The following is a 13802-nucleotide window of genomic DNA, read 5'->3' as shown; positions in this document are numbered from 1 at the left end:
AGTGGTTCTCCTCTGAGATGCCTACGAGGTGAGCTGTCGGGTTCGGACTGGAGACGCCCGGCCCGCGTCGCGCGGGCTTCACCCCAAGGCTCCGGCGGGGGCCGAAGCCGCGTTTGGTTCCCCCGTTCCTGCCATGTATGTGGGATATGACAACCGGGGGCAAGCGGCAGGATTGAGCCCCGTCCCCGGTGCTGCGGCCCTTTGAGCTCCGCAACGGTGGATACGTTACCCGAGGTCGCCGGTAGCCGTCACGGGGAGATCACACACATCGCCGTGACAAGTGGCACATGCTGCTTGCGGCGGTTGACCAGGCACGGCGAGGGTTCGCGTGCTCCAGCCTGGCCAGGCGCAGCTAGACCCACTCGGTTGCCGAGTCGAGCCACATGCAGAGTTCACGCATGAACGCAGGCGCCCCGCTCCTGAGAGCTTAGGAGCGGGGCGGCACCGGAGGCCGACGCGTACGTGAATACGCGAATGATGCAGCCGCCTCAGGCCCAGGGAGGCCTCAGGGGGAACGGCGAGTCAGCCCACGCGCAGGTAGGTGGCTCCCGAGTAGACGGCGTGGTAGGACACGCCTGTGGACGGGGAGGCGTCAACCATCATGCCGTCGCCCGCGTAGAGGGCCACGTGTCCGGACCACCACAGGATGTCGCCGGGCCGTGCCTCTGCCGCTGAGATCGGGGTGCCGACCGCGCGGATCTGGCCCGACTGGTGCGGGATGGAGATCCCGTACTGGCCGTAGACGTAGGACACCAGACCGGAGCAGTCGAAGGCGGACGGGCCTGACGCGCCCCAGACGTAGGGGGTTCCGACGTACTGCATGGCCAGCGCGACCATGCCCTGCCCGGAGGTGCCCTGCCCGGCGGGAGCGCTTGCGGCGGCCGCCTCATCGGCCTGCGTGGCCTCGGAGTCCGCGGTTGCGTCGGCGGAGGAGTCCGCCTCCTCGTCGGCTTCCTCCTCAACGACCGGGGCGGCGGCGGTAACAGCGTCGACCTCGGTTATGTCGGAGCCCCAGGCGGCATCCGAAGCTGCCGCAATCGCCGCGTTCGTGGTCACAACCTCGCGCGCATCACTAGCCAGTACGGCTACGCCGGCTTCCCCGAGGGCGCCGGCGGACTCACTGATGGCGTCGTCGTCTCCGGCGGCGTTCGCACCGGAGGCGATCATGGTCAGCGCCAGGCCGGAGCTTGCGGCTACAGCAAGTCCCCGACGTGCAACCGGAGCAGCATCCGTCAACGGGGTCAGCGGGCGAGCAGCCTTGCGGTGACGAGCCTTGACGTTTGTAGTCAATTAATTCTCCTAGTGAGCCGCCGAGGTTAGCTGTCGGGTTCGGGCGGGAGAGGCCCGGCCCGCGTCACGCGGGCTTCACCCCGAGGCCGCCACCGAGTGGCTGCGGCCGGAAAAGTGGTTCCCCCGGGCCTGCCGAAAAAGATCGCTGGGAGGGGAGGGCTCGCACCGGCAGGCTTGGGCTCTGCGGGCCTCTCCACGGTCGGATTGCCGAACGCGGACTCCAAGGTAGTGGAGTTCCCGCGTCAATGGACACTTCTCCCCACCCTCAAGGCTGTGGAATCCCCCACGCAAGGAGAGCGCATGCGAGTACTTCGCCCGCGGTATCAACGCTTCAGGAACAGGTGGCGGGTGAGGGAGCCCTGCAGCAGTGCCGAGGCCGACTCATCATCCTGACGAGCAACCCGAATGCCTCCGACGGTGGATGTCAGCCGCACCGGTGTGCCGGCATGCAGATCGGCATCCTCGAACCGGGCGATCAGCTCTACATCGGCCTGGATCGGCTCGCCTACACGCGTAATGACAGCGTCGGAGCGACCATCGCGAACCAGCCGCTCGGCGCTGATCTCAGCCGCAGCAGGCGAAGGAAGCGTGGGAACCCGCTCCGGAATCGGATTGCCGAAGGGGTCGGTCGAGATGTCATCGAGTATCGCCGCCAGGCGGTCCTCGACCTGCTCGCTCATTACGTGCTCCCACCGGCAAGCCTCGTCATGTACGAGCCTGCGGTCTACTCCGACCACATCCAGCAACAGCCTTTCAGCAAGGCGGTGTTTGCGAATAACCTCGGTGGCACGTCGCCGACCCTCATCTGTCAGTTGCAGGGAGCGGTCATCAGCGACCCAGATAAGCCCGCTACGCTCCATGCGGGCAACCGTCTGCGACACGGTTGGGCCGGAGTGCCCCAACCGCTCCACAATCCGCGCGCGCAGCGGAAGTACGCCATCTTCCTCAAGCTCGTACACGGACTTCAGGTACATCTCGGTGGTGTCGATCAGCTCACTCATCTGGTGTCTCCTCCGATGGTCGCTACCCAATGCCGCATGCCCCGGCAGCAGCCCGGCTGTGGGACGTGCACGCGTGTCCAAACAGGATATCGACGTCTCGCTGAGCCACCACCCACTGGGCGCCGCCCTAGGCGCGCGGGCACTGTGGACGACGCCGGGCGAGCCGTTTCACTCGCGCGAGTCCGGCGCGCCGTCGGCAGCCGCCTGCTCGCCCCCTCCTCCCCCGGCCAGGCCGGCGCGCTCGCGCGGGCCGACCGTGGTCAGGAAGGGGCGGGTGGAGGAATAGGCGAAGTCGATGTGCCAGTGGCGCCGCGCCCAGATGCCGGCGGCCACGGATGCGAGGATCGCGGCCACACCACCGGCCAGAATCGAGATGCGAGGCCCCCACTGGTCCGACACCCACCCCATGACCGGAGCCCCGATCGGCGTGGTGCCGAGGAAGAACATCATGTAAATGCTCATCACCCGCCCGCGCATCGCGGGCTCCGTATTCAGCTGGACGGTCTGGTTGGCGCTGGTGAGCACCGTAAGCACGCACAGCCCCACCGGGATCGTGGAGGCCGCGAACAGCTCATAGCTGGGCGCAAGCGCCATCAGGATCGTGAACACCCCAGGAAGAAGGAGGCCACCACCAGGGTGCGCACCCGCGGCGACTTCCGGCGTGCCGCCCACAGCGCTCCCGCCAGGGAGCCGACCGCGAAGACTGAGGAGACGGTGCCGTAGGCATCGGACTCCATATCAAAGGTCGAGCGCACCATCGCGGCCATGGTCACCTGGAAGTTGAGGGTGAACATGGAGACGACCGAAATGATCGCGATAATGACGATGATGTCCGTGCGGTGGCGGATATAGGCCAGGCCGGCCCGCAGCTGCCCCTTGGCGCGCTTGGCACGCGGTACGTCGTACAACTCGGACAGGCGCATGGTGGCCAGCGCCAGCGCCGGGAACAGGAAGGTCAGGGCGTTTACGAGGAACACCCAGCCCGGCCCGACCCAGGCGATTACCAGTCCGCTGGCCGCCGGGCCCAGTAGCCGGGCGGCATTGAAGGACGCGGAGTTCAGCCCGACGGCGTTGGCCAGGTTCTCCGCAGGCACCATGCGGGCTACGAAGATCTGGCGCGCCGGGGCGTCATAGGCGGATCCGAGTCCGGTCGCGAAGGCAGCCAGGTACACATGCCACAGCGCCGCGTGGCCGGCTAGGACGTCTACCGCCAGTGCCAGGGACACCGCCCCCATGGCTGACTGGGTAACCATCAAGAACTTGCGCTGGTCCACCCGGTCCGCAATCAGCCCGGCATGGGCGCTGAACAGCATGGCCGGCAGGAACTGGAGCGCCGTCGTAATACCCGTGGCGGAGGCTGAGTCATCAGTCAGGATCCGCAGCACCAGCCAGTCCTGGGCCACCCGCTGCATCCACGTGCCGGTGTTGGCAACCAGCGCGGCGAAGAACCAGATCCGATAGTTGTGGAACTTAAGCGACTCAAAGGTGTTGCTCACGGTGGGGAGTTCACTCCGGTGGAATGTGTGACGACGGGCGCACCCGCTGGGATGCGCGCATTTTTGGAAGCGGTCAATTGTACGTCTGTACACCAAGCACAGACAGGGGCGACGACGTGACCGTAGCCGCGTCGTCGCCCCCGCCCCATGCGCGCCGGGCGCTCGCCCGGTGCCCGGCACCGGCCGTCAGCCCACGCCCAGGATCGCCTTGATGGGCTCGAGCGTGAAGTAGATGACGAACAGCACCGAGGCGACCCACATCAGCGGGTGGATGTCCTTGACCCGGCCGCGTGCCATCTGGACTACCAGGTAGGAGACGAAGCCCGCGCCAATGCCGTTGGTGATGGAGTAGGAGAACGGCATCATGATTATGGTGATGAAGGCCGGCAGGGCGATCTCCGGGGTCTTCCAGTCGATATCCGTCACCTGGGTCATCATCAGGAAGCCGACGACCACCAGCGCCGGGGTGGCCGCCTCGTAAGGCACCATGGAGACGACCGGGGCGATGAACATGCTGGCCAGGAACAGCACCCCGGTGACGATTGAGGCCAGGCCGGTGCGAGCGCCCTCACCGACGCCCGCAGCCGACTCGATGTAGGAGGTGTTGGAGGAGACGCCGCCGGCGCCGCCCGCGATCGCGCCCAGGGAGTCGACGACGAGGATCTCGCGGGTGTGCGGCGGGTTGCCGTTCTCATCCAGCAGGTCACCCTCCGCGCCAATGGCAACCATGGTGCCCATGGTGTCGAAGAAGTCGGCGAGCATGAGGGAGAAGACCAGCAGCACCACGGAGACGACGCCGACCTTCTCCACGCTGCCGAGAAGGCTGAACTGGCCGAGCGTGGCCAGGCTCGGCAACTCGACGGGGGCGCCCTCCAGGGCGGGGATGGACAGCGACCAGCCGGTGGGGTTGGTCTCCGCGTCGAATGCCCCCAGGTGCGCGAAGGCCTCGATAAGGGCCGCCAGGATGGTGGAGGCGACGATGCCGATGAGGATGGAGCCGCGCACCTTGCGCACGTGCAGCACCAGGATCAGGAACAGTCCAAACAGGAACACCAGCACCGGCCAGCCCTGCAGGGAGCCGCCCAGGCCGAGCTCCAGCGGGGTGCCGCCGGCGCGGACGACCTTGGCGTCCACCAGGCCGATCAGGGCGATGAACAGGCCGATGCCCACCGAGATGGCGGTCTTGATGTCCGCCGGGACGGCCTTGAACACCGCCTCGCGGAAGCCGGTAAGCACCAGTAGCAGGATGATGACTCCCTCAATCACCACCAGGCCCATGGCGTCGGCGTAGGTCATGCCGTTCATGCCGACCAGGGTGTAGGCGATCATCGCGTTGATACCCAGGCCGGCGGCCAGCGCCATGGGGTAGTTGGCCAGCAGGCCCATGAGGATCGTGATGATGCCTGCGATGAATGCGGTGCCGGCGGCAATCTGCTCGGGCGTGCCCAGCGGGGCGATCCCCTCGTGCGGTGTGGACAGCACCAGCGGGTTCAGCACCAGGATGTAGGCCATCGTGAAGAACGTGACGATGCCGCCACGCACTTCACGCGCCACCGTGGAGCCGCGCTCGGTTATGTGGAAGAAGCGGTCGATCGCGTTGCGGGAATCCGCCGCCCCGGCCGCTGCTGACGTTGTGGGAGCTGGGGTATGTGTGGTCACGTGGCGTGATTGTCCCAGACGCAGCCGCAACCTGGAAACCCAGGTCGCCTCTTGGGACACCGGACAGGGCCGCCCCGCAGGCCGGACCAGCCTCCGACGGGCGCCGGAGGGCTCAAGAACGCTTCGGCAGCGAGGCCTCAAGCGCAGCCAGGGCGTCGGCTGCGGCGTTTGGCTGGGCGGCGGCGTCGTGGTGGGAGTGCTGTTCGCGGGCCAGGTCGGCGACGGCGTCGCGAGCTGAAGCGGCGCGCCGCGAGGCCGCCGTGGCCTCCGGCTCCTGCCCCGGCTCCTCCGGCGACTGGGCCGGGGACGGGTCAGGGGCCGTCGACTCCGCCGCGGAGTCCCGCGCGGCAACCGACTCACGGGAGTCGCGTGCGGCCTTCGCGGTGGGCCGGGAGGAGATGGTGGCCTCCGGGGCCTCGGTCTGATCGGCTGCGGGCTGGTCCTGCGGTGCCGCCTCCTGGTCGCTGAGCTCGGCGCGGCTGCGCCCGCCGCGCAGGTCCGTGCCGTTGGTGCCCAGCTGCTCCATGGCGGCGTCGTCCAGGCGCGAGGGCGCGACGGGCCATTCCGGGCCCTGATCGGGCAGGTCGGTTTCCGAGTGGGCGCCGCAGCCGTGGTCCAGGGAGACGACGCGGCCGTCATCGGCGGCCCACTCGTTGGCGCACACGCCGAAGGTATTGCGCAGGCGCCCGGCCATCGGCAGCAGGAAGCCGCAGGTGGCACAGGTGGCGTGGGCCTTGCGCACGCCATCGGCGTCGGGGCCGTGGTCGCCGTCGTACCAGCGCTGGGCGGCGCGGCGGTAGCCCTCGGCGGACAGCACGCGGGCGCGCCCCAGGTCGAGCTCGTCCAGGGCGACGGCGTCCCCCTCGTCACCGGTGGCCTCCCAGCCCGGCTCGAGCCGCTCATCGGTCTCGCGCCGGGGCAGCCGGTCGGAGCGGGAGGCATCCCCGGGCTGCAGCCGGTCCGCCCACGGCACCCAGGCGGGGGCGAGCAGGGCGTCCTCTCCGGGCAGCAGCTCCAGTTCACAGATGGTGGCGGTGCGTCCGCGGGGCGGGCGGGTCATGGTTACGGCCCAGCGCCAACCGCGGTAGCCGGCGAGGTTGCATTCGAACAGGTGGGTGATCAGCCGCTTGTCCAGCTGACGAGAGGCGGCGTACTGGCCGACGCTGACCGGTTCGGTGATCTCACCCAGTGCGGCCCGGGCGGCCTCGATCGCTGCCTTGGAGGTCAGGACCTTGTCCTTGGCGGCGGCTGCACGCTGCGCCGCCGTCGGCAGGGCGCCCGGGCGGGCGCTTGCCGCGGCCGCATCCGCAGGCGCTGTTGCTCCGCTCGCCGGGCTCTTCGACGTCTGAGTCGCTGCGTCAATCACGGTTCCAGTGTAAGCGGCAGGTCCAGCCCCGGCTGCCTCCGCCGGGTCCCGGCGCAGCAGAGGCCGCGGCCACGGGCTCTTCAGAGGATTTCGAGCGTGACGATCCGGTGGACGGCGACGGTCAGCTCGGTCTCCCGTACCAGGTCGGCCAGGCGCACCCGGCCGGGTTCTACGGCGAGCACCCGCACGGTGCGCTCCTGCTGGGTGCCGTCGGAACCGGCCAGGCGCAGCCGCACCCGCGCCCGCGAGGCCCGCGCCTGACGCAGCAGTGCCAACGCATACACCGGGTCGGTGGCAGCCGCCGCGCCGCCATCCGAGGTGCGGCGCGCCTCCTCCCCCGCGCGCAGGCGGCCGACCAGGGCGGCCAGCTCACGGCGTCCGGGACGGCGGCGGCTGACCGCGTGCTCATTTCCCGGGCGCGCCGGTGCCGGGGCGGGAGCCCGGCGGCCAACACCGGCACGCTCGGAGACCAACAGCCGACCCTGCCCATCCTCCAGCACCGGGGCCAGCCCGGTGGCACGCAACTCGCGCAGCACCACCCCGGCGGGCGCCGCGGACACAATGACACCGGGCGCCACCTCATCCAATCCAAGGTGCTTGAGCGCGGCGTCGGCGACGATCCCCGCGGCCACGGCAGCATCAGCCACGCGCAGGACACTGGCGACCTCGCGCACGCGCACCGCGCCGTGACGGCGGGCGGCATCATCGATCAGGACCCGCAACGCGCTGGGCAGCGGACTGGGGCTGAACCGGGACAACCTCTGGACCAGCTCTTCGGCAGACCAGCCGGCATCCAGGGCGCGACGCACTGACTCGGGGGTGAAGCGGACCGTCAGCGCACCGCCGCGCGACTCCACCACGCTGCTTCGTTCCAGGGCCTGGGTGAGGGCGCGGCTGGGACGGCCGGGGACGATCGCGGTCAGGTCAGACTGCACCAGGAGGATGCCAACGTCGGCGGGCAGGTCCGCAGCCAAAGCGTGCTCGAGTGCCGCCAGCACCTGCCCATTGGTCTCCGCCGGCGGGGCCGTCTCATCGGTGGGGGCCGCGTCAGCGGCGTCGGTGTCCCCCACCGCTGGAACCTGCGACGAGGAGGCGAGGACCCCTCCGGCGCGGCTGAGCGCTCCGCCGCCGGTCAGGCCGAGCAATTCCGCCTCGGCAAGCACGGCCGTAACGGCCCCGTCGGGGATTTGGCGGCGGGGACGGGCGAAGGTGAGCGCATCGCGCACCCACGGCGCGTCCACGGCGGTTCCCTCGGGCAGTGATGCGAGCAGCGTGAGGATGCGGCGCCGGAGCCTGCCCGCCCAGGCGGCCTCCACGTCGGTGCCCAGAACCGGCCTTAGGACGCCGTCGTCGGAGCGAGTACCGACCAGCCAGGGAGTGCGCGCCGAGGCGGCCCAGCCGACCGCGAGCGCTGCCCACTGCTCGGGCAGCTCTGCCTCCAGCCACGCGGATGCCGTGCTTGCGGGTACCCAGGCGGCGCCGGCCTCGTCCAGGCCGAGCAAGTCCGCCGCTGCGGCGAGCTCGATGATGGTGGCGGCCGCGGTGCGCTCCAGCCCTAGGGCGGCGGCGGTGCGGTCGAGCGCGCGCACGCCCACGCCACCGGTGCGCAGTATCTGGCCGCCTTCGCGCCCCCACTCGGTCAGCAGCTCGCGGGTCAGGCGAACCACCTCCTCCGCGTGACTGGTGGCCTCGGCAGCGATGGCCTCCGGGGCCAGCACGTCCAAATCGTCACTGCCCGGGGCCACCAGCGGCGTGCGGACCAGGCGCCCCCGCGCAGGGCTAGGCCGACTTCACGCGGCAGGATGAAGCGCGTGCGCCCGGCCGAGTCGGAACTGCGTTCCAGCCAGCCGCGCGCCACCAGCTCGGAGGCGCCGGCGGACCGGTGCCCGGCGCCGAGGGTGCCGACCGGCGGGCCCCAGGCCAGCGCCTTGAGCACGGCAATGCTCGGATCGTCCTGCGCCTGCTGCTCCAAGTCGGTCAGCGGGGCGGAAGCTGATCTTCGGTGAGCGGGCCGCCGGCCCACGGCCCGAGCCCGAACGGGTACGGGCCGAATGCGTCCACGAGCCCAGGCACGGGGCCAGCCTGTATGACCAGGGCCAGTCGGGTCAGCACGGCCAGGCGGGCGGCGACGTCATTGGCGCTGAGCCACAGGGCGTGGCCAAGAAGCACGGGATCGGTTGAGCTCAGGGCTACTGCCGCCTCGGCAACAGCCACGGTGACGGAGTCCAGGTCACGCAGAGCAGTCTCGACGCTGGGGCGGGCGCCGGCACGGGCAGCGAGGGCCGTAAACGATGAAGAGGGCGGGGAGACCAGGTCGGGGCGGGCGGCAAGGAGGGCGGCGACGTCGCGGTCAGGCAGGGCCGTCAAGTGGGCGGCCAGCTGCTCGGCCGTGGCGCCGGCCGCGGGCGCGGGCCGCCCGGCGCCCGGATGCTGCGTGCTCATCCGCTTTAATCTACCGTCGGCAGACCGCCGAATCGCTCGGGATCATGCTGTTCTTAGACAGTTTCGCCCGGAGCGGGCCGCAGGCGTCGCTCCGCTGCCGGTGAAGGCGTCTGCTGCGTCACGGCGCCGGACGCCGCGCCCTTGCGATACTCCCGCCATGCCAGACTCCCGCCGCTCCCCCGCCCTGCCCGACGGCCCCCTGATCGTCCAGAGCGACAAGACCGTCCTGCTGGAGGTCGCCCACCCCGACGCCGCCGACGCCCGCCGCGCCATCGCACCCTTCGCCGAGCTCGAGCGCGCCCCCGAGCACATTCACACCTACCGGATTACGCCGCTGGCCCTGTGGAATGCGCGCGCTGCCGGCCTGGACGCGGAGACGGTGGTCCACGTCCTCATCACCTACTCCCGGTTCCCGGTGCCGCATTCGCTGCTGACGGAGATCGCCGAGACCATGGGGCGCTACGGTCGGCTGCAGCTGGTGACCGACCCGGCACACGGGCTGGTGCTGCACGCCACGGACGCCCCCGTCCTGGCGGAGGTCATGCGCTCCAAGCGCACCAAGGGCCTGCTGGGGGCGCGGCTGGGCGACGCGGACATGGTGGTGCACCCCTCCGAGCGCGGGCACCTCAAGCAGGAGCTGATCAAGCTGGGATGGCCGGCGGAGGACCTGGCCGGTTACGTCGATGGCGAGGCGCACCCGATCACGCTCAAGGACTCCGCGGAGGACGTGGCGGCGGGAGTCGAGGGCGCCTTCGCCCTGCGCCCCTACCAGGCCCAGGCGGTGGACGCCTTCTGGGCGGGAGGCTCCGGCGTCGTAGTGCTGCCGTGCGGGGCCGGCAAGACCCTGGTGGGGGCGGCCGCTATGGCCCGCTCCTCCACCACCACGCTGATCCTGGTGACCAACGCCGTCTCGGCGCGCCAGTGGAAGCAGGAGCTGCTGCGCTTCACCTCCCTGACCGAGGATGAGATCGGCGAGTACTCCGGCTCGCGCAAGGAGATCCGCCCGGTCACGATCGCCACCTACCAGGTGCTGACCACCAAGCGGAAGGGCATCTACCCGCACCTGGACCTGCTGGACGCCCGCGACTGGGGGCTGATCGTCTACGACGAGGTGCACCTGCTGCCCGCCCCGATCTTCCGCATGACGGCGGATCTGCAGGCGCGCCGCCGGCTGGGGCTGACGGCCACGCTGGTGCGGGAGGATGGACGCGAGGATGAGGTGTTCTCGCTGATCGGCCCCAAGCGCTACGACGCCCCCTGGAAGGACCTGGAGCACCAGGGCTGGATCGCCCCGGCCGTGTGCACGGAGGTGCGACTCACCCTGGATGCCGGGGAGCGGATGACCTACGCCACCGCAGAGGCCGACGAGCGCTACCGGCTGGCCGCATCCACGCCGGCGAAGCTGCGGATTGTCGAGGGCCTGCTGGCCCGGCACGCCGGGGAGTCGACGCTGGTGATCGGCCAGTACGTGGACCAGTTGGAGGAGCTGGCCGAGCACCTGGGGCGCCGCTGATTACCGGGTCGACCACGGTGCGCGAGCGCCAGCGCCTTTACGACGCCTTCCGCTCCGGGGAGGTGAGCACGCTGGTGGTCTCCAAGGTTGCCAACTTCTCCATCGACCTGCCCGGCGCCTCGGTGGCGGTGCAGGTGTCTGGCTCCTTCGGATCGCGGCAGGAGGAGGCGCAGCGGCTGGGACGGATCGTGCGTCCCAAGGAAGATGGGCGGCAGGCGCACTTCTACACGGTGGTTGCCCGGGACACGGTGGACCAGGAGTTCGCCGCGCACCGGCAGCGCTTCCTCGCCGAGCAGGGCTATGCCTACGAGGTCGTAGACGCCGAGGACCTGGAAGGGCTGCGTGACCTCAGGTAACCGTTACGGGGCTCCTCTGGTTTGTGGGTGTGGTGGGTGCTGGTTTGCCCGACGGTGTGAGGGCGTGTGCGGAACGGTCGGCTACGCCTCTTGGCAAACCGGTGACCGCCTCCTGCTGCCTGCCAGGAAGCGTGCCTGTTGTCCCGGACCCCAATTTGGACTCAGTTCAGGGGCACGCTGCGCTAAAAGTGTCCATCTCTCGCCACTTTGAAGAATCGGCCGCGGGGAGCGCTACAAGCATGTGGCGCCAGAATGCGGAATACTCCGCTACGAGCGGGCGGCTGCCGGGACGTGTCGGGGGAAAGTGGCGAGAGATGGTCACTTTTGGGACCCTTGACGCGCGGGCGCGGGGCAGGTTGGCGCTGCGCGGCCTTCCGCAGGGGCATCGTGGCACCCGCAGCCGATGGCAGGTCACCTGCAGGGCCGAGTGCATCTCAGTCAGGCTGCGTCGGCGCGTGGAGGAGCGTCCATAGCTAGGCGGCTGCCCAACCACGAGCTCGTCCAGCCACTTTCACCCACATCTCACTAGGAGAAGAACATGGCTGCCCAACCTGGCACAGACGGCGGCACCATCGTGGCCGCCCAGTACGAACGCTTCGGCCCGGCCGAGGTGCTGAGCGTCGTCGACGGCCCTGCCCCGTCGGCGGGACAGGGCGAGCTTGTCGTCAGGGTCGCCGCGATTAGCGTAAACCGAATCGACACCAGCGCCCGAGCTGGGCAGAGCAAGTTCATGACCGGTCGCCACCTGCCCCAGCCAACCGGGCTGGATTTCAGCGGTGAGGTAACCGATGTTGGCCAGCAGGTCTCTGACTTCTCCCCCGGGCAGCGGGTGTGGGGGTTTCTGGGCACGGACCAACTCGGTAAGCACGGCACCGCCGCCACCCAGATCGCCGTATCCGCTGACCTGGCAGCTCCAGCTCCGGCCTCTCACGAGCTTGCCGACCTGGCTGCGCTCCCCCTGGTGTCCGTGACGGCATGGCAGGCGCTGGAGGAGCTGAAAGTCAGGGAGGGCTCCCGCCTGCTGGTAGTGGGTGGGGCCGGTGGCGTAGGCAGCGCCGCGGTCCAGGTGGCCCGCGCGCGCGGAGCGATCGTGGACACCATCAGCTCGGCGCCCCACGAGGCGCTGCTTCAGCAGCTCGGCGCCGAGTCCCGGTTCGATCCCGACCCGGCCCAGTGGTCCGGGCTTACCGGCCACTACGACGCGGTCCTCGACACAACCGGCCAGAGCCTGTGGGCCCTGCGCCGTACGCTCGCACGCACGGGCCGGATGGTCACAACCTCACCCGCCGGCATCGCCGCGAGCGTCATCAGCAAGATCCTTCCCGGGCCGAGCATCGTGTTCCTGTCAGTCAAGCCCAGCCGGACGGCGCTGGACCAGGTAGCCGCGCTGGTCGATGCTGGCCTGCTGAACCCGGTGATCCGGGCCCGCTTCCCCCTGGGCGAGATCGCCCAGGCACACGCCCTGGTCGAGACCGGGCACGGAGAAGGCAAGGTCCTCGTCGACATCAGCTGACCGGCCGGCACCCGAGCGCGCGCGTCACGGACTCGGCACGAGAACGACGAGAAGGCCGCGCCGTGAGCGTCAACCTGTCTTGCCGCAAACGACCCGGTCCCGGAAACAGCTAGCCAACATCAGCTCAGGCGTCAACATCGGCTCGAACATCCGAAGAGGCGCTGCGCAGGCGATGCGCGCGGACCTGACGCGCCAGCACGCGGGCGAGCGCCCGCCCAAACGCCTGCACCACAGGCTCGGCCCGCTCCGCGTCGGCGCGCACGCGCCGGCCGGCGGCCAGCGCCTCGGCAGGAAGATCAGCGTCGGAAAGGCGGCTCAGCTCCTCCACGTCGGCAACCGCGCCCAGCTTCCACGCGGTTGTGCGCGACTCCACGCGCTCCATTCGCTCGGGCGTGGATTCCGGGTGGTGCTGGAGCGCCAGCAGACGGCCGGCACGCCAGGCCTGCACCGGGGCGCCCGCGGAGGACGCCAGCAGCGTGGCCGTCTCGGGCAGGCTCACGACGCCGTCGTCGTGGGAGACGAGCACCGGCAGCCGGGTGCCGTCGTGGGTGGGGATGCCCGCACGCACGGCAGCGCGCACGGACTCGTCGACGATCTCCGAGAACAGCGGGTCGGTGAAGGCGTCCGCGGTCAGCTCCAGCTCCACGACGCCGCGCTCGGTGCCATGCGGCGACGGAGCGGCGGTAGCGCCGCCGATGGCCTCGGCGGCGATCTGGGCGCCCAGGCAGATGGCGACGGCAGGCACCTGCGCCTCTACAACGCTGTGCAACAGGTCGCGCAGCGCGGCGATCCAGGGGTGGTCGGCCTCGGCGTGGGCGCTCATGGGGCCGCCGAGCACCACCAGGCCGTCGCCCAACTCGTCCAGGTCCGGCAGCCGATCCCCGGCCTCGGGACGCACCATGCGCACAGTGAGGCCCTCCGCGGTCAGCCACTCGCGCAGGCGGCCGATGGGCGCCTGCGGCTCGGGTTCAATCACTGTAACGGTCATGCCGGCGGCGGAGGGAAGAACCCTCGCTGCGGCTGGAACGGCGGCTTTGGTCATGGGGACTATTGAAGCCGCGAGCGCAGCCTGCGCAAACCTGAGGCCTTACGTGCCGGCCGCTGGCCGCGCAGTCTCCTCCCGCCCAGAGGCGGTTGAGCTGCGCCCCGGGTCACCTGAACTGACG

The 13802-nt window shown here is 70.1% G+C and carries 9 protein-coding genes, 2 pseudogenes and 2 riboswitches; of the genes and pseudogenes, 2 read left to right on the top strand and 9 right to left on the bottom strand.

The features are described from left to right. Nucleotides 1-3: 3 nt before the first annotated feature. Nucleotides 4-155, bottom strand: a riboswitch (cyclic di-AMP (ydaO/yuaA leader). Nucleotides 156-522: 367 nt separating this feature from the next. The 8 genes and pseudogenes from CWT12_RS02300 to CWT12_RS13715 all read right to left on the bottom strand — a co-directional run bounded on the left by CWT12_RS02300 (nt 523) and on the right by CWT12_RS13715 (nt 9254). Next, nucleotides 523-1290, bottom strand: coding sequence for a C40 family peptidase (locus CWT12_RS02300; protein ID WP_161923549.1), 768 nt, complete (start codon nt 1288-1290; stop codon nt 523-525). Nucleotide 1291: 1 nt separating this feature from the next. Further along, nucleotides 1292-1437, bottom strand: a riboswitch (cyclic di-AMP (ydaO/yuaA leader). Between the two features lie 176 nt (nt 1438-1613). Continuing rightward, on the bottom strand, nt 1614-2291 hold the full coding sequence (locus CWT12_RS02295; protein WP_161923548.1) for a metal-dependent transcriptional regulator: 678 nt from the start codon (nt 2289-2291) through the stop codon (nt 1614-1616). A 168-nt stretch (nt 2292-2459) separates the two neighbouring features. Next, nucleotides 2460-3787 (bottom strand): annotated as a pseudogene (locus CWT12_RS02290) (MFS transporter). A 186-nt stretch (nt 3788-3973) separates the two neighbouring features. After that, nucleotides 3974-5446 (bottom strand): NCS2 family permease, encoded by a 1473-nt coding sequence (locus tag CWT12_RS02285; protein ID WP_161923547.1) that lies wholly within the window; start codon nt 5444-5446, stop codon nt 3974-3976. Between the two features lie 112 nt (nt 5447-5558). Continuing rightward, on the bottom strand, nt 5559-6812 hold the full coding sequence (locus CWT12_RS02280; protein ID WP_237564265.1) for a DUF3027 domain-containing protein: 1254 nt from the start codon (nt 6810-6812) through the stop codon (nt 5559-5561). Between the two features lie 80 nt (nt 6813-6892). Then, on the bottom strand, nt 6893-8530 hold the full coding sequence (locus CWT12_RS02275) for a helicase-associated domain-containing protein (protein ID WP_237564264.1): 1638 nt from the start codon (nt 8528-8530) through the stop codon (nt 6893-6895). Continuing rightward, the gene (locus CWT12_RS13720) at nt 8467-8784 is read right to left on the bottom strand and encodes a hypothetical protein (protein WP_237564263.1); all 318 of its coding nucleotides are present in this window, start codon (nt 8782-8784) and stop codon (nt 8467-8469) included. Before CWT12_RS13720 ends, CWT12_RS02275 begins: the two co-directional genes overlap by 64 nt. Nucleotides 8785-8789: 5 nt before the next feature. After that, nucleotides 8790-9254: a hypothetical protein gene (locus CWT12_RS13715; RefSeq protein ID WP_237564262.1), complete on the bottom strand. Its 465-nt coding sequence runs from the start codon at nt 9252-9254 to the stop codon at nt 8790-8792. Nucleotides 9255-9411: 157 nt separating this feature from the next. Here CWT12_RS13715 and CWT12_RS02270 point away from each other — a divergent pair. Continuing rightward, nucleotides 9412-11123 (top strand): annotated as a pseudogene (locus CWT12_RS02270) (DNA repair helicase XPB). 538 nt (nt 11124-11661) lie between these two features. Further along, nucleotides 11662-12636, top strand: coding sequence for an NADP-dependent oxidoreductase (locus CWT12_RS02265; protein ID WP_161923546.1), 975 nt, complete (start codon nt 11662-11664; stop codon nt 12634-12636). Nucleotides 12637-12760: 124 nt separating this feature from the next. On the opposite strand, the gene CWT12_RS02260 is transcribed toward CWT12_RS02265, so the two are convergent. Beyond that, entirely contained in the window at nt 12761-13678 is a 918-nt protein-coding gene (locus CWT12_RS02260; RefSeq protein ID WP_161923545.1) for a type 1 glutamine amidotransferase, read from the bottom strand. Nucleotides 13679-13802: the final 124 nt, after the last annotated feature.

It is taken from the genome of Actinomyces sp. 432, assembly GCF_009930875.1.
Classification (GTDB): Bacteria; Actinomycetota; Actinomycetes; order Actinomycetales; family Actinomycetaceae; genus Actinomyces.
This window is presented reverse-complemented; position numbering and strand designations above follow the sequence as displayed.